At 57.0% G+C, this 22,590-nt stretch carries 23 protein-coding genes; 14 read left to right on the top strand and 9 right to left on the bottom strand.

Annotated features, from left to right (window positions below; translation table 11 throughout):
- Positions 1–88 precede the first annotated feature (88 nt).
- Entirely contained in the window at positions 89–1,024 is a 936-nt protein-coding gene (locus UM93_RS17430; RefSeq protein WP_082057025.1) for a GNAT family N-acetyltransferase, read from the top strand.
- Here the strand turns inward: UM93_RS17430 and UM93_RS05385 are convergent.
- Positions 1,014–2,369, bottom strand: a complete 1,356-nt coding sequence (locus UM93_RS05385; RefSeq protein WP_052663642.1) for an MFS transporter — start codon at positions 2,367–2,369, stop codon at positions 1,014–1,016. The genes UM93_RS17430 and UM93_RS05385 overlap by 11 nt on opposite strands.
- 84 nt (positions 2,370–2,453) lie before the next feature.
- On the opposite strand from UM93_RS05385, the gene UM93_RS05380 reads away from it, so the two are divergent.
- The 4 genes from UM93_RS05380 to UM93_RS05365 all read left to right on the top strand — a co-directional run bounded on the left by UM93_RS05380 (position 2,454) and on the right by UM93_RS05365 (position 7,445).
- Positions 2,454–3,047, top strand: coding sequence for a TetR family transcriptional regulator (locus UM93_RS05380; RefSeq protein ID WP_045074190.1), 594 nt, complete (start codon positions 2,454–2,456; stop codon positions 3,045–3,047).
- A 115-nt stretch (positions 3,048–3,162) separates the two neighbouring features.
- Positions 3,163–3,555 (top strand): YciI family protein, encoded by a 393-nt coding sequence (locus UM93_RS05375; RefSeq protein ID WP_045074188.1) that lies wholly within the window; start codon positions 3,163–3,165, stop codon positions 3,553–3,555.
- A complete protein-coding gene (locus tag UM93_RS05370) occupies positions 3,555–4,796 on the top strand; it encodes an RNA polymerase sigma factor (RefSeq protein WP_045074187.1) in 1,242 nt (413 codons plus the stop codon). Before UM93_RS05375 ends, UM93_RS05370 begins: the two co-directional genes overlap by 1 nt.
- A gap of 270 nt (positions 4,797–5,066) precedes the next feature.
- A complete protein-coding gene (locus UM93_RS05365) occupies positions 5,067–7,445 on the top strand; it encodes an ATP-binding cassette domain-containing protein (RefSeq protein WP_045074185.1) in 2,379 nt (792 codons plus the stop codon).
- 126 nt (positions 7,446–7,571) lie between these two features.
- Here UM93_RS05365 and UM93_RS05360 read toward each other — a convergent pair whose 3' ends face one another.
- Positions 7,572–8,879 (bottom strand): thioester domain-containing protein, encoded by a 1,308-nt coding sequence (locus tag UM93_RS05360; protein ID WP_045074183.1) that lies wholly within the window; start codon positions 8,877–8,879, stop codon positions 7,572–7,574.
- A gap of 233 nt (positions 8,880–9,112) precedes the next feature.
- Between UM93_RS05360 and UM93_RS05355 the strand changes: the two genes are divergently transcribed.
- On the top strand, positions 9,113–9,748 hold the full coding sequence (locus UM93_RS05355; RefSeq protein WP_045074181.1) for a class I SAM-dependent methyltransferase: 636 nt from the start codon (positions 9,113–9,115) through the stop codon (positions 9,746–9,748).
- Positions 9,749–9,811: 63 nt separating this feature from the next.
- Entirely contained in the window at positions 9,812–10,273 is a 462-nt protein-coding gene (locus UM93_RS05350; protein ID WP_045074179.1) for a VOC family protein, read from the top strand.
- Here UM93_RS05350 and UM93_RS05345 read toward each other — a convergent pair.
- On the bottom strand, positions 10,270–11,139 hold the full coding sequence (locus UM93_RS05345; protein WP_045074177.1) for an AraC family transcriptional regulator: 870 nt from the start codon (positions 11,137–11,139) through the stop codon (positions 10,270–10,272). The genes UM93_RS05350 and UM93_RS05345 overlap by 4 nt on opposite strands.
- 299 nt (positions 11,140–11,438) lie before the next feature.
- Here UM93_RS05345 and UM93_RS05340 point away from each other — a divergent pair, with 299 nt between their 5' ends.
- Together UM93_RS05340 and UM93_RS17425 are read left to right on the top strand one after the other, a co-directional pair.
- On the top strand, positions 11,439–12,830 hold the full coding sequence (locus tag UM93_RS05340; RefSeq protein ID WP_157874107.1) for a hypothetical protein: 1,392 nt from the start codon (positions 11,439–11,441) through the stop codon (positions 12,828–12,830).
- A 411-nt stretch (positions 12,831–13,241) separates the two neighbouring features.
- Positions 13,242–13,763 (top strand): M23 family metallopeptidase, encoded by a 522-nt coding sequence (locus UM93_RS17425; RefSeq protein WP_082057024.1) that lies wholly within the window; start codon positions 13,242–13,244, stop codon positions 13,761–13,763.
- 319 nt (positions 13,764–14,082) lie between these two features.
- Here UM93_RS17425 and UM93_RS05335 read toward each other — a convergent pair whose 3' ends face one another.
- The 3 genes from UM93_RS05335 to UM93_RS05325 form a co-directional block, all read right to left on the bottom strand.
- Positions 14,083–14,766 (bottom strand): type 1 glutamine amidotransferase domain-containing protein, encoded by a 684-nt coding sequence (locus UM93_RS05335; RefSeq protein WP_045074174.1) that lies wholly within the window; start codon positions 14,764–14,766, stop codon positions 14,083–14,085.
- A gap of 155 nt (positions 14,767–14,921) precedes the next feature.
- Positions 14,922–15,920, bottom strand: a complete 999-nt coding sequence (locus tag UM93_RS05330; RefSeq protein ID WP_234399385.1) for an alpha/beta hydrolase — start codon at positions 15,918–15,920, stop codon at positions 14,922–14,924.
- Between the two features lie 119 nt (positions 15,921–16,039).
- Entirely contained in the window at positions 16,040–16,792 is a 753-nt protein-coding gene (locus tag UM93_RS05325) for a TetR/AcrR family transcriptional regulator (RefSeq protein WP_234399384.1), read from the bottom strand.
- 147 nt (positions 16,793–16,939) lie between these two features.
- Between UM93_RS05325 and UM93_RS05320 the strand changes: the two genes are divergently transcribed.
- Complete coding sequence (locus UM93_RS05320; RefSeq protein WP_045074172.1) at positions 16,940–17,869, top strand: NAD-dependent epimerase/dehydratase family protein; 930 nt, start codon at positions 16,940–16,942, stop codon at positions 17,867–17,869.
- Between the two features lie 100 nt (positions 17,870–17,969).
- Here UM93_RS05320 and UM93_RS17050 read toward each other — a convergent pair whose 3' ends face one another.
- On the bottom strand, positions 17,970–18,434 hold the full coding sequence (locus UM93_RS17050; protein ID WP_052663641.1) for a pyridoxamine 5'-phosphate oxidase family protein: 465 nt from the start codon (positions 18,432–18,434) through the stop codon (positions 17,970–17,972).
- Complete coding sequence (locus tag UM93_RS05310) at positions 18,431–19,108, bottom strand: winged helix-turn-helix transcriptional regulator (protein WP_045076919.1); 678 nt, start codon at positions 19,106–19,108, stop codon at positions 18,431–18,433. Before UM93_RS05310 ends, UM93_RS17050 begins: the two co-directional genes overlap by 4 nt.
- Positions 19,109–19,212: 104 nt before the next feature.
- Here UM93_RS05310 and UM93_RS05305 point away from each other — a divergent pair, with 104 nt between their 5' ends.
- Positions 19,213–19,824 carry a dihydrofolate reductase family protein gene (locus UM93_RS05305; RefSeq protein ID WP_045076917.1) on the top strand — a complete coding sequence of 204 codons (612 nt, stop codon included), beginning with the start codon at positions 19,213–19,215 and terminating at the stop codon, positions 19,822–19,824.
- 59 nt (positions 19,825–19,883) lie between these two features.
- Here the strand turns inward: UM93_RS05305 and UM93_RS05300 are convergent, their stop codons facing one another.
- Positions 19,884–20,444 (bottom strand): TetR/AcrR family transcriptional regulator, encoded by a 561-nt coding sequence (locus UM93_RS05300; protein WP_045074171.1) that lies wholly within the window; start codon positions 20,442–20,444, stop codon positions 19,884–19,886.
- A 122-nt stretch (positions 20,445–20,566) separates the two neighbouring features.
- On the opposite strand from UM93_RS05300, the gene UM93_RS05295 reads away from it, so the two are divergent.
- The 3 genes from UM93_RS05295 to UM93_RS05285 all read left to right on the top strand — a co-directional run bounded on the left by UM93_RS05295 (position 20,567) and on the right by UM93_RS05285 (position 22,590).
- On the top strand, positions 20,567–21,601 hold the full coding sequence (locus tag UM93_RS05295) for an NAD-dependent epimerase/dehydratase family protein (protein ID WP_045074170.1): 1,035 nt from the start codon (positions 20,567–20,569) through the stop codon (positions 21,599–21,601).
- A gap of 168 nt (positions 21,602–21,769) precedes the next feature.
- On the top strand, positions 21,770–22,123 hold the full coding sequence (locus UM93_RS05290) for an ArsR/SmtB family transcription factor (protein ID WP_045074168.1): 354 nt from the start codon (positions 21,770–21,772) through the stop codon (positions 22,121–22,123).
- Positions 22,124–22,125: 2 nt separating this feature from the next.
- A complete protein-coding gene (locus UM93_RS05285) occupies positions 22,126–22,590 on the top strand; it encodes an SRPBCC family protein (protein ID WP_045074166.1) in 465 nt (154 codons plus the stop codon).

Below are 22,590 nucleotides of genomic sequence, written 5' to 3'. Positions count from 1 at the left end.
CTCTCACACCGAGATGTCTACACCTGACTGCTACTTAGCCGTAAGTCTTCCGCGAGCATTCGAGGACTGTGCCAGCTAGGCTTTGAAGATGAGCTATTCCGATGATCCAGAATCGATGGTTGAGATAGCGCTTGAAGACGAGGAAAGAGAGCTCCTGCGTCATGGTCTGCTCCAATGGCTTGGTCCGGCTCATTGCTCGGAGTCGATGGCTGTGGCGATGGGGTTCGACGGGGTAGATGATCTATATGTGCAGGGTGAAAGGATCACAAAAGCTCTGCGCACCCGTTCGCAACTCAGCCGATTTGATTGGACTCGAACGCTGTTGGCGACCGAAATTGTCTTCGCTAGTGACGTCGTCGGAGCAGCCTGGGATTGGGAGGCTGTCGCTCCTTTTAGCGATCATTATTCGCTAAAAATTCTGCGGAAGATACAGCGCAAGTTGCTCACACATCTCGTTCCGCTGAGCCCGCGGAGGGTTCGAGAAGTGAGTGCTGAGAGTTATCACTTACTCGGCACGGAGAGGTTATGGTTGCGGCCGCTTAAGCTCACCGACGCGAAGGACCTTGCGGAGATCTATGCCGATCCCGAGGTGGCTCGCTACATCGGCGGGGCGGCACTTGACCTCACCGGAACGCATCAGCAACTGAGCCGTTTTGAAGCCGAGTGGGGCAATAGGGGAGTTGGCCAAAGCGCGGTGCTAGAACTGGCGAGTAAGCGGCTGATCGGTAGAATCGGCCTGCACTATTGGGATGTTTGGGGTGAGCTCGAGCTGGGGTATGCGCTAGAAACTGCTTCTCAAGGAAAAGGGTACGCAGCCGAGGGAGCCGCTGCCTGGATTGACTGGGCCGAGCAGAATCTTAAACAGGAGTATTTGATCGCCGTGATTAATCCGGAGAATAAACCCAGTATCAAGCTCGCCCGCAGGCTTGGCTTCGAGCATTCACGGGTGGACGTAACTCCCAGTGGAAGCCTAGTTCACATTTATCGCCGAGATCTTGCCCATCTGGCTCCAACTAAGGTTTAGCGAATCGCCTCGCCGTTCCGGCACAGAGGCTGGCCAGCAAATAGCCTGCTGCGATTAGCCAAATTGCTCCATGGAACCCCTGATACCAATCCGAGTTGAGTTGTAACACTAAGCCGACAACAGCAATCCCTACCAACACACCAAGTTGTCGGTTTGTGTTAAGTGCTGCGCCAGCATGATTGGCATGTTCATCGCCAGCAGCCTTAACGGTCGCCGCCGTCATCGCTGCGGTGACTAGGCCGGCGCCGCTATTCGCTAAGCCGAGAGCCAGAGCAATATGCCAGTAAGGTGTGCCAGCTTGCACGAATAAGAGTGTCAGGCTAGCAACTCCGGCCTGCAGTAGACAGCACATCATGATGGTCTCATTACTGACCCGATGGTGAATCCGGGTGTAGATGATATTCCCCAACGGGAAGCAAGCGGTCATTGGCAACAATTGCAGTCCAGCCTCAAAGGCGCTGAGGTGACGGGCTTCCTGGAAGAAAATGCCCATCAGGTAGAGGCTTCCATAGAGGGAACCGCTGTAAAGGAAGCCGACAATATTAGGTATTGCGAAGCCTGGCCGGGTAAAAAGCCGCCATGGTAGGAGCTGGGCCCGAGAGCGGCGCTGCTGAAGGATGAGGAGCCCGCCGCCACCGAAGAAGATCGCTATCGCAGCCAGCGCCGAACCGTCGGTCAGGCCCGTACTGTGGCCTTGAATGAGCAGATAGGCTGCCGCGGCAACAGTGCAAAGAAGCAGCAGGTGACCGAGTGGGGAGATGGCTACAGCATTGCCCTTAGTAGCTGGAATTACCTTGAGGGTAAGAAAAATTCCGAGTAGCACTACCGGGATATTAATCAGAAATATGCTTCGCCAGCTTGCGCTGCTCACCAGTAAGCCGCCTACCGTGGGCCCGATTGCCGCGGAGGCGGCGACCATTGCCGACCAGAGTCCCAACATCTTCGCCCGTTGGCCGGGGTTGGTGAAGGTGCCAATAAGTAGCGCTAGTGAACTCGGCATAAAGAGTGCAGCACCGAGGCCTTCCAAGGCGCGAGCGGCAATCAGCCAACCCTCATTAGGTGCAGTAGCGCAGCCTATGGAGGCCGCCAGGAAAACGCACATGCCGATCAGATAGAGCCGTCGGCTGCCGAAGCTGGTGGCCAGGCTGCCGGCCAATAAAAGCAGAGCGGCAAAACTCAGCACATAACTGTCAACCACCCAGGTCAGTGAACTTATTGAGCTGCCAAAATCGTCGCCGATGGCAACGGTCGCCACGTTGACCACTGTTGAATCCAGTGACGCCATTACGAATCCGGAGGCGAGAGCTGCCAAGACGAGGCCATTGCGAGGGATTGCGGTGTTCACGAAACTCCTTAAGCGGACGAATGCATTCCGTTTAAGCATGCCATATAAGCGGAGTGAGTTCGTCCACTTTGCTATACTCAGGACATGACAGCTTCGGTTTCTGCCCGAGAACTTGTGCTTGGTGAACACCAGCCGCGGGCCGACGCTGAACGAAACGTCGAGGCTCTGCTGAGGGCAACTCGCGAACTGGTCATCGCCGGTGATCTGAATCCGAGTGCCGCGGAGATAGCGGAGCGGGCCGGCGTTGGAATTGGCACCCTTTATCGCCGGGCTGTTCGCAAGGAAATGTTGCTCGCCGCCGTATTGGTGGATCTTCTACAGGAAATTGCCGATCGGGCGAAGCAGCAAGCGACTGCTGATTCCTGGTCAGCTTTCAAAAGTTTCGCTGCTGATTACATCGAGATCCGACAGGTGACTTGTTCCATTAGCCACGCCTTGGAGCAGGAGTTCGACGGGGCAGTGCGGGATGCTGTGCAGAGAACCCGACGGGCCTTTGAGGAACTCGCCGAGAACCTGCAAAACGCCGAATTACTGGATCCCGCTATGTCTGCGGAGGACATGATGATTTTGCTGGCCTCAGTCGATATCACCGAAACCACTTTGGGTTTACCCGCCGACGCTGAACGTCGGCAACGTATCCTGGAACGTATCCTGGACAGCCTAAAGATCGTTTCGTAAAAATATCTGAAAATTTTTCGGCAAAGATGTCGAAAGTCCGGGCGGTGCTTCGACGTAGTATCAGACGAGCCACTTGGCGCGACTAGATCGATCCGAATCTCTGTGAGGAGCAGTCATGAAATACGTCATCCTGATTTATTCGAACCCGCAGCCTTGGGGGCACCCGACCGCTAACTACCTGCCCGCCTATCAAGATCTCTCGGCTGAGCAACGCGCCCAGATGGACCGCGAATTCGACGAATTGCTCAACGAGCTCAGTAGTAACGGGGAACTGGTAGGGGGCGAAGCCCTGGGAGACCCCAGCACCTCAAAGCTTTACCGTTGGGATCAGAACGGCACCAAGCTTGCCACCGACGGCCCCTACGCCGAAGTTAAGGAGCACCTCGCTGGCTTTTTCTTAATTGACGTTACCTCCCAGCAACGCGCCGAGGAAATCGCGGCACAGTTTTCCGGGCCCGGTGAGACGGTTGAGCTCCGACCGGCGATGGGGCCGGGTAGCGACGGCTAATGAGTTCCTTTGAGGACGTGTGGCGCAGCGAAGCGCCACACGTCCTTCACGCCCTACTCAACCGTTACCAGGACTTCGAAGGCTGTGAAGACGCGCTCCAGGAAGCACTGCTCGAAGCCAGTCAACAGTGGCCTATCGTCGGCATCCCGGAGTATCCACGGGGCTGGTTGATTACCACTGCCTCGCGCCGTTACCTTGACCTGCTGCGTCGTGATAACGCCCGGCAGGCCCGTGAGGTGCTTGCCGCGGCGACCGAATTGGAGTCGACGCCATCAGCGACCGACGATACCTTGCAGCTGTTCTTCCTCTGCGTGCATCCAGCGCTATCACCCAGTTCACAAGTTGCGCTCATTCTGCGCGCTCTTGGCGGTCTGACCACGGCACAAATTGCTGCCGCCTTCCTGGTGCCGGAGCGCACCATGGGGCAAAGAATCAGTAGGGCGAAAGCAACGTTGCGAGAACGAGGCGTGAGTTTTCAAAGTGCGGCAGACTCGGCAAGTCTTGCCGGGGTTGGAGGCCCTGGAGCTGAGCGGCTCAGCTTGGTTCGGCACTCGCTCTATCTGGTGTTTAACGAAGGTTATACCTCCAGCACTGGTGAGAGCTTGCTGAATATCTCGCTCGCCGACGAAGCCATGAGGCTTTGCCGGGAACTGCTCAGGCAGCTACCTGAGGACGCGGAGACGGCAGGGCTTCTGGCTTTGATGCTGTTGCTGAATTCAAGGCGCGTGGCGCGGCTCGATCAGCGCGGCGATTTAATACCGTTAGCCGAGCAGGATCGCAGTCAGTGGGACCGTCATCAAATTCTTGAGGCCGTTGAATTGCTGGAGCGGACACTCCCTGGTGGGCACGTTGGCCGGTTTCAGCTCGAGGCCGCAATCTCTGCCGTACACGCAGAGGCGCCCAGCGCCGAAGAGACCGACTGGCCGCAAATTGTGCTGCTCTATGAAATGCTCGATCGAATCGCACCAAGTCCACTCGCGAGCTTAGGGCACGCGGTTGCCCTCGCGATGGTTCACGGACCCGAGGCAGGACTAGCTCAGATAGCGGACCTTAGCTTTACAGCTGATCTAGGTACCCATCATCGGACTTTTGCGGTGCGCGGACATTTGCTCGAGATGGCGGGCAGCTATGCCGAGGCGCTGCAGGCATACCAAGAGGCAGCCCGACTCACCCGCAGCCTGGCCGAACAGAGATATCTCAACACTCGCGCGACCGAAGTGGCAGCGAAAGTGAAACTCTAAGCTCAGTCGTTTGGCTTGATGCCTCATCGGAGGAGCATCAATGCACCATCAGATCGAGCAGGAATCGAGAAGCTCTTGGGGCTAAGGGCGAACTAGGGTGTGATGAGCGGCGGCGCTTGACTAGGAGCCTCGTCGATAAGATTGAGGGCAAGCATTGCCCCACCGAAGCAGATACAAGAAAATCAGATCACGCATAACGTACAGTTTGGCCGCAACAGGCTGAGCACACTGACGGGGCAATTCGAGCCTCCGCCGAGAGAAAGAGACCAGATGAGCAAAGACGCAGGCACGGCGACCTCCCACCGAGCTGATAATCATGATCTGATTCGGGTGCAGGGCGCTCGGGTGAATAATCTCAAGAATGTCAGCGTTGACATTCCGAAGCGGCGGCTTACGGTTTTCACTGGAGTCTCAGGTTCAGGGAAGAGCTCCTTGGTTTTCGCCACCATCGCAGCTGAATCCCAACGGATGATTAACGAGACCTACAGCACCTTCATTCAGGCCTTTATGCCCAGTTTGGCTCGTCCGGATGTTGATGTTTTGGAGGGTATCACCACCGCGATCATTGTCGATCAAGAACGGATGGGAGCAAATTCCCGCTCCACCGTCGGCACCGTCACGGATGCTAATGCCATGTTGCGAATGCTGTTCAGCAGGTTGGGGGAGCCACATATTGGCTCGCCCAACGCTTTCTCCTTCAATGTGCCTTCGATTAGTGGGGCAGGGGCGGTAACCCTGGAAAAGGCCGGGAAAACTGTGAAGGAGCGCCGCAGCTTCAGTATCACCGGAGGTATGTGCCCGCGCTGCGAAGGTATGGGCACCGTCAACGACATTGATTTGCGCCAGCTTTATGATGAGACGAAGTCTCTCAATCAAGGAGCTCTAACCATTCCCGGCTATACCGCGGACGGTTGGGGTGTGAAGATCTTCACCGGCTCGGGTTTCCTTGACGCGGACAAAGCGATTCGCGACTACACCAAAAAAGAACTTGACGACTTCCTCTATAAGGAGCCAGTCAAGGTCAAAGTCGGCGATATCAACATGACCTATGAGGGACTAATCCCCAAGGTTCAGAAGTCAATGTTGAGCAAGGACAAGGAGGCAATGCAACCGCATATCAGGTCCTTTGTGGAGCGAGCCGTGACTTTCATCTCTTGCCCTGAATGTCACGGCACCCGGCTGAGTGAAGGAGCCCGTTCCTCGAAGATCGCTGGTATTAGCATTGCCGATGCCTGTGCGATGCAGATCAGCGATCTGGCCCGGTGGGTGAAGGAACTCAAAGAGGCATCGGTTGCCCCATTGCTGGCGACTCTGCAAGCTCTGCTCGATTCCTTTGTGAACATCGGTCTCGGTTATCTTTCGCTGGATCGTCCTTCTGGAACGCTTTCCGGCGGCGAGGCGCAACGTACCAAGATGATCCGGCACCTGGGATCTTCGCTCACCGATGTCACCTATGTCTTTGACGAGCCCACCATTGGTCTGCATCCGCACGATATTCAACGGATGAATGAGTTGCTGCTGCAGCTACGGGACAAAGGCAATACGGTCCTGGTGGTTGAGCACAAACCGGAAGCTATTGCGATTGCGGATCACGTTGTTGATCTGGGGCCGCGCGCCGGCAGTGCTGGTGGTGAGATCTGTTTTGAGGGCAGTCTCGAGGCGCTACGGGCCAGCGGCACCCTGACCGGACGCCACCTGGATGATAAAGCGGCCCTCAAGGAGTCATTGCGCTCGGCTAACGGGACACTTGAGATTCGCGGTGCAAACTCGCACAACCTGCAAGACGTCGACGTGGATATTCCGCTGGGGGTCTTGGTGGTGGTGACCGGCGTCGCTGGCTCGGGCAAGAGTTCGCTGATCCATGGTTCGTTGGATCATCGGGAGGAAGTAGTTTCCATCGACCAGGGAGCGATCAAGGGCAATCGGCGTAGCAGTCCGGCAACGTATACCGGCCTGCTTGAGCCAATCCGTAAGGTTTTTGCCAAGGTCAATGGGGTGAAGCCTTCGCTGTTCAGCGCCAATTCCGAAGGTGCCTGCCCGGTCTGTAAGGGGTCAGGGGTGATTTCCACCGACCTCGGCTTTATGGACACCGTGGAGACACCCTGCGAAGAGTGCCAAGGCAAGGGATTCCGGGCCGAAGTACTGGAGTACAAGCTCGGCGGTCGCGATATCAATGAGGTGCTGGCGATGTCGGTGCTTGAGGCGGAAGACTTCTTCGGTAGCGGCGAAGCGAAAATCCCTGCGGCGCATGCCATCTTGCAGCGCCTGGTCGATGTAGGACTTGGCTATCTCAGTATCGGCCAGCCGCTTTCTACGCTTTCCGGCGGCGAACGGCAGCGGCTCAAGCTGGCCACCCGGATGGGGGAGAAGGGCGGCATTTATGTGCTCGATGAACCAACTACCGGGCTGCACTTGGCTGATGTCGAACAGCTGCTTGCACTGCTGGATCGCCTGGTTGACTCCGGCAAGTCAGTGATTGTGATTGAGCACCATCAGGCCGTAATGGCGCATGCTGACTGGATTATCGATCTCGGCCCCGGGGCAGGCCATGATGGCGGCAGAGTGGTGTTTGAGGGCACTCCCGCTGATTTGGTAGCCGATGCTGCTACTTTGACTGGCGAACACTTGGCTGCTTACGTAGCAGGTTAGACCGGCTATTTTAGGCGATTATAGAAGAGTGCCGCTGTTCTTTCCCGATTGGGAAGAACAGCGGCACTCTTCTATTTAGCTACTCAGCATAAGCGCTGTTCGGCTCGGCCTGATGGCCGACTTCGATTAGCTGTGCTTGTGCTGGCGTTTCCGGGAGCGGACTGTCAGGCCCACCAACAGAATGCCGACCAGCAGCAGCGCGCCGCCGATGGCCAGGAACGAAGTATTCTCCGCGCCTGTATTGGCGAGACCTTGACCGGAGCTCGATCCGTCACCAGGGTCACCCACATTAGCGGCAGCGGTGCTGCTGGTGCTAACCGAGGTCGGAGCGGCACTGGTGCTGCTCGTGCTGGTCGGCGTGGTGGAACTGGTGCTGGTCGGCGTCGAGGTGCTGGTCGGAGTGGCCGTGGTGGTCGGCGTCGGGGTGACGTCGGCTGTCTGCCAGGTAGCAGCGGCCGCAACGGTGCTCTGTACCTTAGCGCTGGTGGCCAGCATCAACGACTGATAAGCAGCGCCGTCGGGGGAGCGCAAGAAGGTGCCCGCCGGCAGGGTGGTCTCGCCACTCAACGACAAAGTAGCCGAGCCAGCTGCGGCGTCTTGCGGCACTTTGAGGAAGACCTGATCGCCATCGCTGACAGTCTGCACAGCTGCACCATCGGCATCAACGACGCTGGAGCCAGCAGGACCACCGGTGACAGTGATGGTGGCGGAGTCTTGAGCCGAGCCAGTGTGCACCGTGTAAGCACCGATGTTGGTACCGGCTTTGCCATCGGCAGTGTCCGGGGTAATCGACAGGGTAGTGGCCGGTTCAGCTACTTGGCCTACATTGTTCACCAGGTAGTTGTAGATCTTCAGAACTTCAGGATCGGCCTTCTCAGCATTGAGAGTGGTGCGGTCCGAGAAGTACCAGACGGCAACCTGGGTGGCCGCAATCGCTTGTTCCTGGGTTGCATTAGCCCCTGCCGCGGCATTAACTTCGGCCAGCGTCTTCGCTGGTGCGCCGTTGTTAATTACCCAGTTGACCTGGGCCATCCAGCTAAGGTCAGCAACCGGACGCGGGTAGGTGGTGCCATCGTCCCGGGTGCGCGGTGAGGCTGACCAGGGCTGGTAGGTGAAGGAATTCGGACTAACCGGTCCTTCTGATTTGTTCTCGACACAGAACGCCCAGACGGTGCTGCCATCAGAGAGCTTGACCGGATAGAGTTCGACCGGCTCGTCGTCGTTGAGCACGCCGTCATCGTAGATGATTGGTTGTTCAGTGAAGTTATCTCCGGGATACGGACTATTCGCTAGATTGTCGGAAACTCCGGTCAGCGTGGCATCTGCTGCCTGCGCTGAGGCGGGTAGACCCGTGAGGGTAAGTGCTATCACTCCGGCCGCAATCAGGCTGTTACGTCCCCAATGCGACACACGAAAGCTTGCTTTCGTCTTCATACGATTTACCTTTGATTGAAATGGAATTAGCCAAGATTTAAGTGGCCCGAGGTAACATTGTACGGTATGTCTGAGATTTGGTTCGAACGTTCCATATTTAGCTTCGGTGTGAAATTGTATTAAATGTTATTTACTCGAGTAACTTGCTTCTCTCGGGTTTGATTGCTCGGTCGTCGACACCTGCGCGGGGGAGAACGCCTACGGAGAGGTGTCGTTGAACTCAGCTTTGGCTGATGACAAGTACGATCAGAGTGATGAGCACTAGCGTCGGTAGCGCCTATTCGTTGAGGGCCGAGGAATATGCATCTCTTTTTGGGTCTATGGTCACCGTGCATCCGGTTGACCGTGAGTTGGTGAGGAACTGGGCGTCTGCCATTGAAGGAGAGGTGCTTGACGCTGGTTGCGGACCAGGGCAGTGGACGAAGTTCCTCCATGATCTAGGCCTCAGCGCAAGCGGCCTGGATCAGGTCCCAGAATTTATCGATCGAGCCCGGAGCGCTTATCCGGAGGTTCAGTTTCAGCTTGGCAGCATTGATGGCCTGCAGCGGCGAAATGACTCTTTGGCGGGTGTGCTCTCCTGGTATTCGCTGATTCACTACGATCCTGCAGATATTCAGCGGCCTTTGGCGGAGTTCAACCGCACCATTCGACCGGGTGGTGCACTATTGATCGGGTTTTTTGACGGCGAAACGGTAGAGGAGTTCGACCACGCAGTAGCGAAGGCCTATCGCTGGTCTGTCGACGCGCTCACCGCGGAACTTGAAGCCGCGGGTTTTGAGGTGCTTGAGAGTCATCGTCGCGCTAGCCAAGGTCAGCGCCCGCACGCAGCCGTCCTGGCTCAAAAGTTGGCGATTTGCAATCTCACCTAAACCTGGGGCTCGGCCCAAGAAAGGCTGAGAACTATTACCGACAACGATAAGGCTGGTGGGCTGATGTCAAGCAAACCTCAACTTTCCGGTCTTCATCACCTGAAGATTCCGGTCTCGAATCTGACCGAGAGCCTGCGGTGGTACGCCTCAGTTTTGGGTGCCGAACGGATTCCCGAGTTTGATCACATCGGGATCGACGGTGAGACTTTCGCCTACATAACTTCGATCCCTGGCATTCCCACCCTCATTGAGTTGCGACTTGCACCACCGCTGGCTCAGCGCATGTCTGGTTTTGATCCTATTGTTTTTTCTGTAGACACCTTAGAAAGTCTATGTAGCTGGCGGGACCATCTGGACAACTTAGCCGTTGCCAATTCGGCCATTCTGCGGGGAATAATTGGTTGGTTGCTGGTCTGTCATGATCCGGATGGGTTGTCCATTCGCTTTCACACAAATGAAACTCATGACTTTGACGCCGATAAAGCTGACACACAGTCGCCATGGGTCAGGGGAGTGGGGGATTAGGATTCCTCGATTGGTAACCAAAGTTCGGTGGTGGCGGTGCTAAAGTCCTCGGACCGCTCGAGCACTGAAACCATTGATGGGCCGGGCCTTAGTCGCCAAGGGTTAGCCGGGAACCAGTCAGTGGCAGTGGCGGCCCAGGTTTCTTGCAGCGCCGCAGGATATTGACCCGAGGTTTTGAATACTGCCCATTTTCCAGCTGCTAATTCAATGACATCGAGTTCCGTAGGAATTGCCGTTTCTGGGCTGACAGAGACCCCATGCAGGTAGCTGAGCTGGCTGCCTTCTACGTAATCCGGATCGACGTCGGCAGTTATTGCGAGTAGCCCTTCCGGCTGGGCATTTGCCAACGCCTTCAGCTGCCCGTGCACCTCCGGTGGCAGGGCTGCAATATGTGCTTGGATATGCGGGTTGGCACCTTGATAAATCAGCGGCACCCTGGCAGCGTAGCCAACCAAGCGGGTGGCGGGCAGGTCAGTTATTCGAGCGTCCATTGGGGTGTTTCCTTCTATCGTGATTCTTAGCCGAAGCTTCGGTTGGGATCGAAGGGGACCGCCGTGTTCACGTACTTCGGCAACGCTTGAGCCGTGTACTGCACGGAAGGCGCGGCCGAAGGCTTCGGTTGATGAATAGCCGTACTGAACTGCAATGTCGAGCAAGCGGCGCTCACCTAGCACGTCGGCGACGGCGACCGTCATCCGTCGACGTCGCAAATACTCTGCCAGCGGCATACCGAAAAGTGAGGAAAACATCCTCCGCAGATGGTATTCAGTGCTGCCTTGTGCGCGGGCAAAGCTCGCTAAATCAAGCTCTTGCTGATCTAGCGAGTCTTCAACAAGCTCCAGCAACTGACTCAATGTGACGATCACGGCGGCCTCCCTTCAAGATCAAGCCTAGGTAGCTATGTCTTGCCGTACCCGATAGTACGGGTTTGGTTTCATCGGATGCGGCTAGTTCCAATCCAGTCAGATTTCAGCTGCTTCCGGGGATATTCCCAGTAAGTCGGTGTAATTTCCAGGATGTTTATAACATTTAATTGAGTGTAAACCAGACGATCATTGATAAACGAAAGTGCATCGCAACGTTTGAGGCCCTGCGAATCATTAACGTCTTTTGGTCTGAGCGATCGTGGCAAGATTCACGCCGAAGCAAAATAATAGGGGGAGAAATGACAGCCAAGCAGAGGTTAAGCAAGACTATTGGCATAGTGTCCGTGCTACTGGTCTTGACCGGGCTACTTGCAGGATGCAGCGGCAAGACGCTTAAATTCAATGGTACTGAGGTAGATAAGCCCGACGATGTGGTCAAGCTGATCGATAATCAATGGGCTCAGTATGTTGCATCCGGGGCAAAAGTTTCTAAGGCGGACAGCTCACGCTGCTATTTTCAGACTAACGATGATGTAGTCAATGACAGCATGCTCTGCGGGCCGATTGCCCGATTAGGTCAGGACCAAGTCGGCTGGGATCAAGTCAAGTTGAAGGGTGATTTGTACGGCGAGAAGATCACCTTGACGGCGGCTTCGGACTTCTCATTCTCTGCTCTGAAGGTGGAGTCTGCGCTTTACCGACCTGATGGCAAGACCGTAGACGAGTCAGTACAACTTACCGAGCCCGATGCGCCCGAAGCAGAGCTTGGAAAGCTCAAAATCGTCGCCGGCGCCGTGCCGACGGCGTCGGCGACCAGCGGCGCGGATGCACTAAAACATCAGTTGACGACACCATCTTCCACTCTCACTTTTGGTGAGGTCAAGATTAGCGATCGGGTAGGCGGAGCCGATGACAGGGTCAAGGCGCCAGCTGGCAGCAAATTCGTCTCCTTCCCGGTAACTCAGCAGGGCAACAGCTCACCCTTTAGCTCCGACGTAAAGAAAACGACGTCTTTTTACATTGTTTCTGGAACTAATAGGTACGAAGTGGCGGATCTAAAAGGTCCGACGGTTGCGATTGCGGTCCCAGGAGACGGCAAAGGGACCATGATAGAAGCTAGCTACGACGGCCTGAGTCAGACTTATGACCTTGACAAGGCAGCACGGGTAGGGGAGAAGGCTGCCGGTTATTACGTCGATCTTCAAGCCGATGCAAAGAAGGATGACGCCCACGGCGCGAAGCTGCTTTGGGGCGACGCCCAAAATAAGAAGGCTCCCTTTGGTATCTTCGACTACAACAGTGATGCTGACCGTGCGCCCTACATTGAGGGGCAAGGTTGGGCGGCCGATGGGATGATTTGGCTGGGAGTCAGCATCTCTGCAAGCAGCCAGCTAGGCGCCGAGGAATTCAGTAGTTACTCCAACGGAAAAACGGATTACAAAAACTTTGTGGCCACTGTGGAGGGGAAAAATTATCAAGCATCGAAGGTTGAAAAAGCTACTGGGCTTTTCAGCGGAGCCGATCAAATCTACTTCCAGATTCCAGCTGCTGCGAACGCTGTGCAAATCAAAGGCACGATTGAGGATTCCGCCAGCCGATCGAGCTACAGCACCAAAGGGCCGCTTAGCCTGAAAGCAACGTACAGCTACCCGTCGACTACCTTCAGTTTTGCGCCACAAAGCGCAAAGTGAATTGTGCCTTGTCGGGTTACATAGTGCCCTATCGACACCAGATACAAAGTGCCGATAATCTACATTATGTAAAGTAAAATACGAATCATTGCTGTGGAGCTCGCAAGTAGTCGGTCCAGGTGCTCCTTCATAGCTTGAAGCATTGATGTGCCTCTGTCTCCACTTTTGAATCAGGCAAATGCCGGGTGCGGTGTTGATCTTGACCTGCTGTCTGCGTAGACGCCTAGCCAAGTCCGGCGAGCTAAAAAGATTGATCGTTCTCCAGCGAGGCTGGTATAAAGGCTCGTAGCTTATCCTTTTGCGTGAGATTCTCATGCGCGAGATGTTGTCCGTCGTCATTCCTATGCAAAGTATTAGCTACGCTCGTCTCATTTGTTTTGACTACTTTTTTGATCGATAAGGAGAAGAATAATGACAGAACGACAAGAATCCTTCGCACTGCCGGGGCGACGCGCCATTCTTAGCAGTGGCCTCGCAATCGCCGGACTCACTGTTGCAGGAGTCGCGGCCGCCCCATCGGCTCAGGCCGCTAGCTATGTTCGCCCCGTACGGGACCCTGCCAAACACCCAATCACCGCAGCGTGGAGGAAGCCGGGCTCATGGGCCGCTGGATACCACACCGGAGTCGATATCGGCTGCCCCGTCGGCACTCCTGTTTACGCAACGATAGGCGGCGACGTCCGCACCGGCCGGGCAAACTGGGGATCCGCCTACGGCACGATGATTCTCATCAACGACAATGTTGATGGCTCCGACTGGGGCTACTGCCACTTATCGCGCTCTGTAGTGAAGGAAGGCCAACGCGTCGCCACAAACCAGTTGATCGGGTACTCCGGCAACACGGGAAACACAACAGGTCCACACCTTCACCTAGAGCGGCGGCCACGTTATGGCGGATATGGTTCGGACTTGAACCCCAATCTCTGGCCGTAAAACTCGCTGCGGCCTCCAGTAGCGCCCTCCCCTCTAAACGGCGGCGCTCGGGCCCAGATTTTGTTTGTTCGTCACTCCCCCAACAATTTTTGATGAGACGCTTTTCACGGGGCGCCAAATCCTTTGCGTGGAATTTTTTTCAGGCTAGGCAGGAACATCGCGAACGTTCCTGCCTAGCCTGCTGTGGTCTCCACCTGAATTGCTCGCCATCCTGCGTCGGCGGCGAAGCAGGATGGGTCGCACTTAGCACCAGCAATGGTATGTGTAATTGATGCGGTGAACGTTCGCCGCGGCCACCTCTGATGTAGCACCGCGATTCTTAGAGGAGGGCGGCGACCTTCTCTGCGGTCGCTTTAGCAGATCCGGGATTTTGACCGGTGACGAGATTGCCGTCCACAACGGTGTAAGAGACGAAAGGCAGCTTGGCTTTCTCGTAGAGTGCTCCGCGTTCCTTCGCCCGTTCCTCGGCGTTGTATGGGACGAGTTTATCGACGCGGGCAAGGACTTCCTCAGCCCAGGCAAAGCCGGTCATCTTCTTACCTGCGATGAGATAGGACCCGTCGGAGAGCTTGGTGTCGAGTAGTCCACAGTAGCCGTGACAAACGGAGGAAACGATGCCGCCACGTTCGTAAATCTCGCGGGTGATCCTCTGGAGGCCTTCGCTGCCGGGGAAATCGTACATGACGGCGTGGCCGCCGGTGAAGTAGATAGCGTCAAAGTCGCCCGCGTCGAACTGGTCTGCGCTGAGCGTGTGCTCCAACATGGCCATCTTCGCGGCGTCGGTATGCCAGGCCTTGGCGGTCTTGTCGTAGTTGGGGAACCTCAGGGCGCGCGGTTCGAGCGGTACCTCTCCCCCGGCCGGGCTGACCAGGGTCTGTTCAAATCCGGCATCCTCGAACACCTGCCAGGCGTGGGTCAATTCGGAAAGCCACAGGCCGGTAGGGTGCCCGGGGTCGTCGTAATGGCCGACGTTGGTGACGACGTTGAGGATGCGCTTGGGCATACCCGCCTTCTTTCTCTCGTACGGAGCAACTGGTCGCGCCGACTCTCGCTAGTGCTTTGTCGTTTTGACCTCGTGGCTGAGAATTATCTCCTACGACGGCGGTGGCCCCGGCGCCAACTTGAGGATGCTCGGGGCCACCGCCGTGCTGCTGAGATCTACTGCAACGCGGTTTTGAGTGCGTCGATCGCGAGGCGCCGGGCGACGTTCGCGGCTTTAGTATCGCGCAGGCTGTCCAGGAGTAGGAAGTCGTGGACCATTCCTTGTACTCGAACCGAGGTGACGTCAACACCTGCCTCGCGCAACTTATTGGCATACAGCTCACCCTCATCGCGCAGTACGTCGGCCTCGTCGGTAATCACCAAAGTAGGCGGCAGTCCTTTAAGGTCCTCAAGCGACGCCTGCAATGGAGCGGCGTATTTCTCGGCTCGCTTGGATAGATCGGTGGTGTAGGCATCCCAGAACCACTTCATGCCCTCGCGGGTGAGGTAGTAGCCCTCGTCGAACTGCAGGTAGGAGGGGGTGTCGAAATCGGCGTTGGTGACCGGGTAAAGGAGCACCTGAGCCTTGAGGTCGATCCCGCCGCGATCCTTGTTCATGAGAGCGAAGACCGCGGACATGCAGCCCCCGACCGACTCGCCGGTGACGGCAATGCGGGAGGTATCCAGACCGTAATCGGCGCCATGCTTGAGAACCCACTGGCCGACCGCGTAGTTTTGCTCGACTTGAGTCGGATAGCCTTTCTCAGGCGCGCGATCGTAGACCGGGAACACTCCCGCTGCGCCGGCGCCGACAGCGAGCTCGCGGAAGAGCCGGTCGTGGGTATGCTCGTCGCCGAAAACCCATCCGGCACCATGAATGTAGAAAACTACTGGCAGTAGACTGCCGTCGGCGGCGCCACCTTTGGGCCGAATGATACGGGTTCGGACTGTGCCCCATTCACCAGTGTCAATCTCAACCCACTCTTCGTCGACATCTGGACGCTCGACTCCATCCCCGCTTTGCAGGTCCGCGAGTATCTTGCGGCCCTGCTCCGGCGGGACCTCGTAGATCCGAGGATGCGGGTCGGTAAGCTCGCACAGTTCTTGTGCCTCGGGCTCAAGGTAAGGGGTGACGGGGGGAGGTAGTTCAGTCATAATGGTCTCCAGTCTGCGCATTGCGCTCCGAGAAGCAATACCCTAGATGTGTGTACCGCTAACATCGACGGTATCGCGGCCTCCTCATCGAGTCAACAGGGCTCGCGCTGGGCCTCGACGGTGCCGCGACCTCGGCTGAATCAATGCTGGGAGCCGGTTGAGAACACCGCCAGCAGGGATGCGCGCACCTGTGCTGCGACCTTCTCGATTGAGGGCGCGGTGAGCTTGCGGTCAAGATAGAGAAACGCCAGGCCGTGTACGAGGCCCCAACCGCCGAGCGCGAGGTTCAGCGGGTCGGAACCGGGGAAAACTCCCGCGATCGCTGTCGCGAGTAATTCGTGAACCTCTGCCGCGGCTCGTACGCGCTCCTCGTCATGAATATTGCACTCGTTGCCGAACATTAAGCGAAACAAGGCCGGTCGGCGCAACGCGAACTCGACATAGGCTACGCCGAAATCTGCCAGTTCCTCGAGCGAGGATGGCTGGGGTCGATCGCGGGTCAGGTCAGCCTTGAGGTTGCGCAACCCCTCTGCCGCCAGCGCTGACTCCAGAGCCTCGCGCCCGGAGAAGTGGCGGTAAGGCGCTGTCGCCGAAACCCCCGCCTCGCGGGCCACCGCACGGATCGAGAACGTCTCCCCTCTCTCCAGCATCTCCATAGCGATGGAGATGAGCGTGGCGCGCAAGTCCCCGTGATGGTAACTACTTTTGGCTGGTTCGGACATGTCGGGCACTACCTTTTCGTGGCTCTGCGGCTTGGCTAGATTCAGTATCGCGCTATTGGCGCGCTCCGAGATGTGGAAACGCCGATAGCTGACCGCCGGGATGAGGTGAGCCACGGCGGACCCGCCAATATTGACTCTGCTCGGAGAGCAATCTACCTTTAATGTAAGCATCGTATACATAGTAGTAAAGGGCCGAAACGCCCCGATCGAAAAAGGCTCGAAGGTGGGCGTGGTGGAGGCTGACTAAGCACTTACCGGCGCCAAGCACCGCCTAAGGGGCAACACATCGCCCGACGAGTCACCAGCGAAGAGGGAGAAATGCAGACCATACTCGGAGCCAATGGCCAGATCGCCGAAGAGCTCACTCGCTACATCCATGACAACATCACCCGCGACATCCGCCTTGTCAGCCGCAACCCTCGAAAGATTCACCAAACTGACCATCTTTACCAAGCTAATCTCCTCGACGCCGCCGCCACTAGCACGGCAGTAGAGGGCAGTTCTGTCGCCTACCTGGCCGTCGGCTTACCCATGAACTCTTCACTATGGGAGCAGCAGTTTCCTACGATGATGGCCAACACCATCGCCGCCTGCCAGAAACACGGCGTCAAACTGGTGTTCTTCGACAACACCTACATGTATCCGCAAACCGCCGCGCAGCAGGTCGAGGACACCTCTTTTGCTCCCCTCGGCCGCAAGGCGGCCGTGCGGGCAGAGATAGCGAATATGCTCCTAGACGAGATGCGAACTGGCAGCATTGAAGCCGTCATCTGCCGCGCTCCCGAGTTTTATGGGCCGGGTAAGACGCAGAGCTTCACCAACACCGCAATCTTCAACCGGATCAAACAAGGAAAGCGGCCAATGGTCCCCCTCAACGCTCACGTACGGCGGAGCATTATCTGGACCCCGGACGCGAGCCGAGCGATGGGCCTGATCGGCAACACGCCTGACGCCTATGGCCAGACTTGGCACCTGCCCATCGACCCCAATCGCCTCAGCTATGCCGAGATGATCGAGATGGCCTCTGAGGTGATTGGTCGAAGAATCTCCTATTACACGGTGCCGGAGACGGCCTTTAAGATTCTTGGCCTCTTCAGTTCTTCTGCCAAAGAAGTGCAAGAACTGCTACCTCGATATCGCCAGGACAATATCTTCGACTCGTCGAAGTTCGCCGCCCGCTTCCCCGGCTTCAACATCACGAGCTACCGCGATGGAATCACCAAAATCCTCGATGAGCGCCTGGTTTGATTCAATTTTGGCTCGCAGATCTAAATTAGGTGCCAACCCTCAAAGCTTGAGCGCCGCCGGCCTGGATTGATCTGTAAGGTTTGGTTGCGTTTTCCTATAGTCAGACTTCGATGATCACGTCTAGTTCATTGCGAAGTTCTGGATTGCCACCGCGCACGAGGATGTGGCGGCGCTTTAGTTCTGCTCGATAGAGGCACAGCGGGCCATCTGGTACGAGATCCTTAACTGAGAGCTGCTTCGCTGGTGGCACTCGAGCGTTGAGGATTCGGAGGCCGGATATTATTTCATCGGCGGGTGCACGGACGGCCTCACCGTCGGCGTAGGCGGCCTCTGCCCGACCTATCTCCACGGAGGAGTCGAACGCGGTGATGGCGACGGCGGGGTTGCCAGTGATGTTGCGGGAATGTCGCGCATCGGGAGAGGAAACCCAATACACTCTCTCGATACCGACCGCAGCGAAGAAGACCGGGGTGACCCAGGGTGCTCCGTCTTCGCCGGTTGTAGCGATCACTAAGTAAAGATTGGTTGCGAGGAGTTGTTCGAACTCCGTCCGACCCGGGATCATTGGAGACTTACCGGAGCGAACGGGCTGTACGGAACCCGGAGTACTTCAGCAAAGCGTTCCAGAAGCATCGGATCGCCCTCGAGCTGCACCGCTCCGCTCTTGATGGCGGTAACCGCGTCTAGCTCTCCGGCGAGTAAATCGCGGATCTGCGGACCAGCAGTGATCACGAGGTCGGGGTCCTCCGCAGCGCCCGGCCCCACCATGATGATGCCGTCACGCATGATGACGTTAATCTCAACATCGCCGACCCGTATGGTGTACCTCGTGTTCCAGGCCTTCGGCGCGATTCCGTCACCGGCTGCCACCCTGAGGGCCGCGACCAGTGACGCCGTGGTGACAATCTCTCCCTCGCGCGGTGAGCGCATACCACCCGCTCCCCAACGAGACAGAGCATCCAATACCGGTATCAGCTCTTTACCTCTCGGGGTGAGGCCATAAACGATTGAACGCTCCCCCTCGGAGGCAACTGCTCGTGCGAGAAGACTTTCCTCTTCAAGTTCCTTCAGCCGTCCTGCAAGTGTATTGGTGGGTATGCCGGGAAGTCCCGCCAAAAGATCTGAGTAACGCCGAGGCCCAACACTCAGATCACGCAGGATCAGCAACGTCCAGCGTTGCCCCACGATCTCGGCTGCCCGTGCTAATCCGCAGAACTGCCCGTACCTTTGGTTCGTCATGAAATCAAGCTTAGCACTTGACTTCATAAAATGAAGCATGCTTTAGTTTATGCATCAAGGCTCCATCTTTACCCTTGTCTGAGGAAACGATGAAGGAGAAAATCATGGGAACGGTCATTATGCACGACGTTGTTTCATTAGATGGATTCATCGCTGACGAAAGTGACAACGTCGGCTCACTTCACGACTGGTACTTCAGTGGCGACACCCCGATCACTCCGATTGACGACGAGGAGTACGACCATTCCAGCACCGGCAGCCCGTTTCGGGTTTCGCGGGTCTCGGCCGATTATGTCCGCTCCATGTGGGATAGCATCGGCACCATTGTGATGGGTCGGCACCTGTTCGACATGATGAACGGTTGGGAAGGGCACCCGCCCGCTGGGGATCACGTGGTTGTCGTCTCTCACCGGCCCAAACCTGAGGGCTGGCATCCGGAGGCATCGTTCCACTTCATCGACAACATTGATGCTGCCATTGCCAAGGCCAAGGAGTTGGCTGGCGAGCGAGTTGTTGCGGTGAATGCCGGAGACGTAGGTTCCCAGGTTCTCGCTGCCGGACTTGTCGACGAGGTCGCGATGGATCTCGTCCCGGTGGTCTTCGGCAAGGGTAAACGGTTCTTCGGTGGCATTGACAACCAAAAACTGCTCGAAGATCCACATGTGGTTATCCAAGGCGAACGAGTGCTGCACTTACGCTTCAGAGTTCGCGCCTAGTTAAGATAGGAACCCGGGCGCCGACAGCTGTGCGGCGTCGAATCTTCTCATCCAATCGGCTATGGGCGCAAAGCGTCGATGATCAGTTCAAGGATGCGATCAGCTTGCCTCAAGCCGGCGTCTCCGGCGGGTACCCGCCAGAGTGCACCGAGCAGCAACAGCACATCGGATGGATCTGCGCCTGGGCGGAGATCCCCGTTCTCGGCCGCCGCCGTGAGTAGCCGGTTAATCGCGGAGATTACTGGACCATAGGAAGTCTCGGTCATTGATTGATGAGCGGCCGCCGAGAGCGCCTCCCCCAGTCCATGCTTAACCCGGATCAGCGCCGCGCTCCTGCGCGCCCATTCCCGGAAAGCATCTAACGGCTCCTGTTCCTCCAGCGACCGCTCCACCTTCTCAGCCAAGCTGTCTATCTCCGAGCTATTGACGGCCAACAGCAACGCTTCTCTATTCGGGAAATGCCGGTAAAGCGTCCCTGGTCCAATGCTCGCCCGCTTGGCGATGGAGTTGAGCGATGCATTCGGGTTCTCGGTAAGAGCTTGGTAAGCAACCTCAAGGATATGGGCGCGATTTCTTAGGGCGTCCGCCCGCTGCACCTCGGCCGGCCGAGAGTTTGCCATCTCACTCACTCCTTGCTAATCGGAGAGTTCTCCGTTACGCTCGTCAATATCAAACGGAGAGATCTCCGATACGACCTATTCAAGGCGTTTTAAGGCAACGAGTCAAGATGAGGAATGAAGCTATGTCGCAGGTACTTGTCACTGGTGGTTCCGGCTACATCGGAGGTTGGTGTATCCTCGCCGCTCTCGAAGCAGGCCATGGCGTCCGCACCACGGTTCGCGATACTCACAAAGGTGATGCACTTCGCGCGCAGCTGCATAGCGCCACTGAATTCGATGATGCTCGCCTGGAGATCGTCCAGGCAGATCTCAAGAGCGATACTGGATGGGCGGAGGCGATGAACCACATTGATTTCGTCTTGCATGTCGCCTCCCCGACGCTACGAAACGGTGCAGAGGTCAACGAAGACGAGATGATTTCAACGGCTCGCGAGGGGGTTCTCCGCGTTCTCAGGGTTTCGAGAGATGCCGCAGTGAAACGGGTGGTATTGACAAGCGCATCAGGTGCAGTTGTCTATGGTCACCCGAAAGAAGATAAATTAGCACCCTTTACCGAGAAGGACTGGACTAATGTCGAGGCCAGTATTGCCCCGTACCAAAAATCTAAGACCCTCGCCGAGCGCGCAGCCTGGGACTTCATCGACAAAGAGGGCGGCGGCCTGGAGCTTTCGGCCATCAATCCGACCGGAGTTATCGGGCCGATGCTCGGCGATGACAACCCACCCTCTTTACGGACGATTCGCGCCTTGCTCACCGGCGAGTTGCCGATCTGTCCGCCCTTCGGCACCGGCTGGGTAGACGTTCGCGACGTCGCCGAATTGCATTTGCTGGCGATGACCGATCCGGCGGCGGCTGGCGAGCGATTCCTCGCGACCTCGGGCGGCAGTCTTCGTGTTGTGGAAATCGCTCAGCTGCTCCGTGAGCATCTCGGCGAAGCTGCTGCAAAGGTTCCGAGCCGTGAGATGCCGCTCTTCATTGCGCGTGCGTTGAGCTTCTTTGTGCCTCAACTCCGCGCCATCCGCTTTCAGCTGGGGCATGACTTCCCATCATCAGGGGCAAAAGCCGAGCAGACTCTGGGCTGGAAGCCGAGACCCATTACGGAGTCCGTGCTGGATTGCGCAGAGAGTATCTTGTACCACCAAGCTACTGCCAGGTGATAGCCCCTTCCTCTTTCCGGTAAGAAGCAGGGCAAGCCAAAGCGCCAAAACCTTGGAGATGAGCTTCTTGTGCGATTGCTGATTGGGTTATTGGCTGCCCGGGCACCGTTGACACTGCATCACGGAGAGAGTTTAATTAGGTGATCACTTAATTAAGGAGTTGATGAAGTGCCCGCGACAGACTCTCTCAGCATGGTGTTCGCCGCCCTAGCGGATCCGACTCGCCGCGAGATCTTGAGCAGGCTCGCACAGGGCTCCGCGACAGTGAGCGAGGTCGCGGAGCCATTCAAGATGAGCGCCCCAGCAATTTCTCAACACCTCAAGGTGCTAGAACGTGCCGGTCTGGTGAAACGGACCGCCCACGCACAGTGGCGCACGATCTCCATGCTGACGGAGCCCCTTGACCAGGCGTCGGTGTGGGTCGAAAAGCATCGCCGGGATTGGAATCATCGTCTCGACTTACTGGAGACGCATCTCGAATCCATGAAAAAAGCATCCCAAAACAAGGAAGTAGGAACGTGAAGATGAATGATGAGTCACTCTCAGAAAAGCGCCAGTTTACGATCACGCGGACCTTTGAAGTGCCCCGCGAGCTGCTCTGGAAAGCCTGGACGGACGAGCAAGAGGTGACTGAGTGGCTGCGTCCACTGGGCGTGACCGCCGATACCGTCTCCTTCGACGTCCGAGTTTCTGGTCGCTACCGATACACGATGAAAAACGCGGAGACTGGCGAGCAATTCCCGACCGGCGGCGAGTATCTCGAAGTCACTCCATTCGATCGACTCGTCTTTACTTGGGGTGCGCCGGACGCCCCCGTCGAGGGTACCCCAGTGATCACTCTTAGCTTTATCCCCCAGGGTGAACGTACTGAGCTTGTCTTCCATTTGCGCGGTTACGACGGCAAGCCGGGTGACGGTTTCGTGTACGACGGCTGGACCTCCACTCTGACAAATATTGAGCGCCACCTTTCGGGCGAGCTGAGAGGATAG

This window comes from Psychromicrobium lacuslunae, assembly GCF_000950575.1.
Classification (GTDB): domain Bacteria; phylum Actinomycetota; class Actinomycetes; order Actinomycetales; family Micrococcaceae; genus Renibacterium; species Renibacterium lacuslunae.
The sequence above is the reverse complement of the archived record's forward strand: the minus strand, read 5'-3'. Positions and strand labels throughout refer to the sequence as shown.

Coding starts and splice junctions, on each gene's coding strand:
- UM93_RS05335 (WP_045074174.1), bottom strand. CDS start 14,766: ATGCCCAAGCGCATCCTCAACGTCGTCACCAACGTCGGCCATTACGAC.
- UM93_RS17425 (WP_082057024.1), top strand. CDS start 13,242: ATGACAGAACGACAAGAATCCTTCGCACTGCCGGGGCGACGCGCCATT.
- UM93_RS05325 (WP_234399384.1), bottom strand. CDS start 16,792: ATGCTTACATTAAAGGTAGATTGCTCTCCGAGCAGAGTCAATATTGGC.
- UM93_RS05295 (WP_045074170.1), top strand. CDS start 20,567: ATGTCGCAGGTACTTGTCACTGGTGGTTCCGGCTACATCGGAGGTTGG.
- UM93_RS17050 (WP_052663641.1), bottom strand. CDS start 18,434: ATGATCCCGGGTCGGACGGAGTTCGAACAACTCCTCGCAACCAATCTT.
- UM93_RS05375 (WP_045074188.1), top strand. CDS start 3,163: ATGAAATACGTCATCCTGATTTATTCGAACCCGCAGCCTTGGGGGCAC.
- UM93_RS17430 (WP_082057025.1), top strand. CDS start 89: ATGAGCTATTCCGATGATCCAGAATCGATGGTTGAGATAGCGCTTGAA.
- UM93_RS05360 (WP_045074183.1), bottom strand. CDS start 8,879: ATGAAGACGAAAGCAAGCTTTCGTGTGTCGCATTGGGGACGTAACAGC.
- UM93_RS05380 (WP_045074190.1), top strand. CDS start 2,454: ATGACAGCTTCGGTTTCTGCCCGAGAACTTGTGCTTGGTGAACACCAG.
- UM93_RS05340 (WP_157874107.1), top strand. CDS start 11,439: ATGACAGCCAAGCAGAGGTTAAGCAAGACTATTGGCATAGTGTCCGTG.
- UM93_RS05285 (WP_045074166.1), top strand. CDS start 22,126: ATGAATGATGAGTCACTCTCAGAAAAGCGCCAGTTTACGATCACGCGG.
- UM93_RS05310 (WP_045076919.1), bottom strand. CDS start 19,108: ATGACGAACCAAAGGTACGGGCAGTTCTGCGGATTAGCACGGGCAGCC.
- UM93_RS05330 (WP_234399385.1), bottom strand. CDS start 15,920: ATGCGCAGACTGGAGACCATTATGACTGAACTACCTCCCCCCGTCACC.
- UM93_RS05320 (WP_045074172.1), top strand. CDS start 16,940: ATGCAGACCATACTCGGAGCCAATGGCCAGATCGCCGAAGAGCTCACT.
- UM93_RS05365 (WP_045074185.1), top strand. CDS start 5,067: ATGAGCAAAGACGCAGGCACGGCGACCTCCCACCGAGCTGATAATCAT.
- UM93_RS05355 (WP_045074181.1), top strand. CDS start 9,113: ATGACAAGTACGATCAGAGTGATGAGCACTAGCGTCGGTAGCGCCTAT.
- UM93_RS05370 (WP_045074187.1), top strand. CDS start 3,555: ATGAGTTCCTTTGAGGACGTGTGGCGCAGCGAAGCGCCACACGTCCTT.
- UM93_RS05305 (WP_045076917.1), top strand. CDS start 19,213: ATGGGAACGGTCATTATGCACGACGTTGTTTCATTAGATGGATTCATC.
- UM93_RS05350 (WP_045074179.1), top strand. CDS start 9,812: ATGTCAAGCAAACCTCAACTTTCCGGTCTTCATCACCTGAAGATTCCG.
- UM93_RS05300 (WP_045074171.1), bottom strand. CDS start 20,444: ATGGCAAACTCTCGGCCGGCCGAGGTGCAGCGGGCGGACGCCCTAAGA.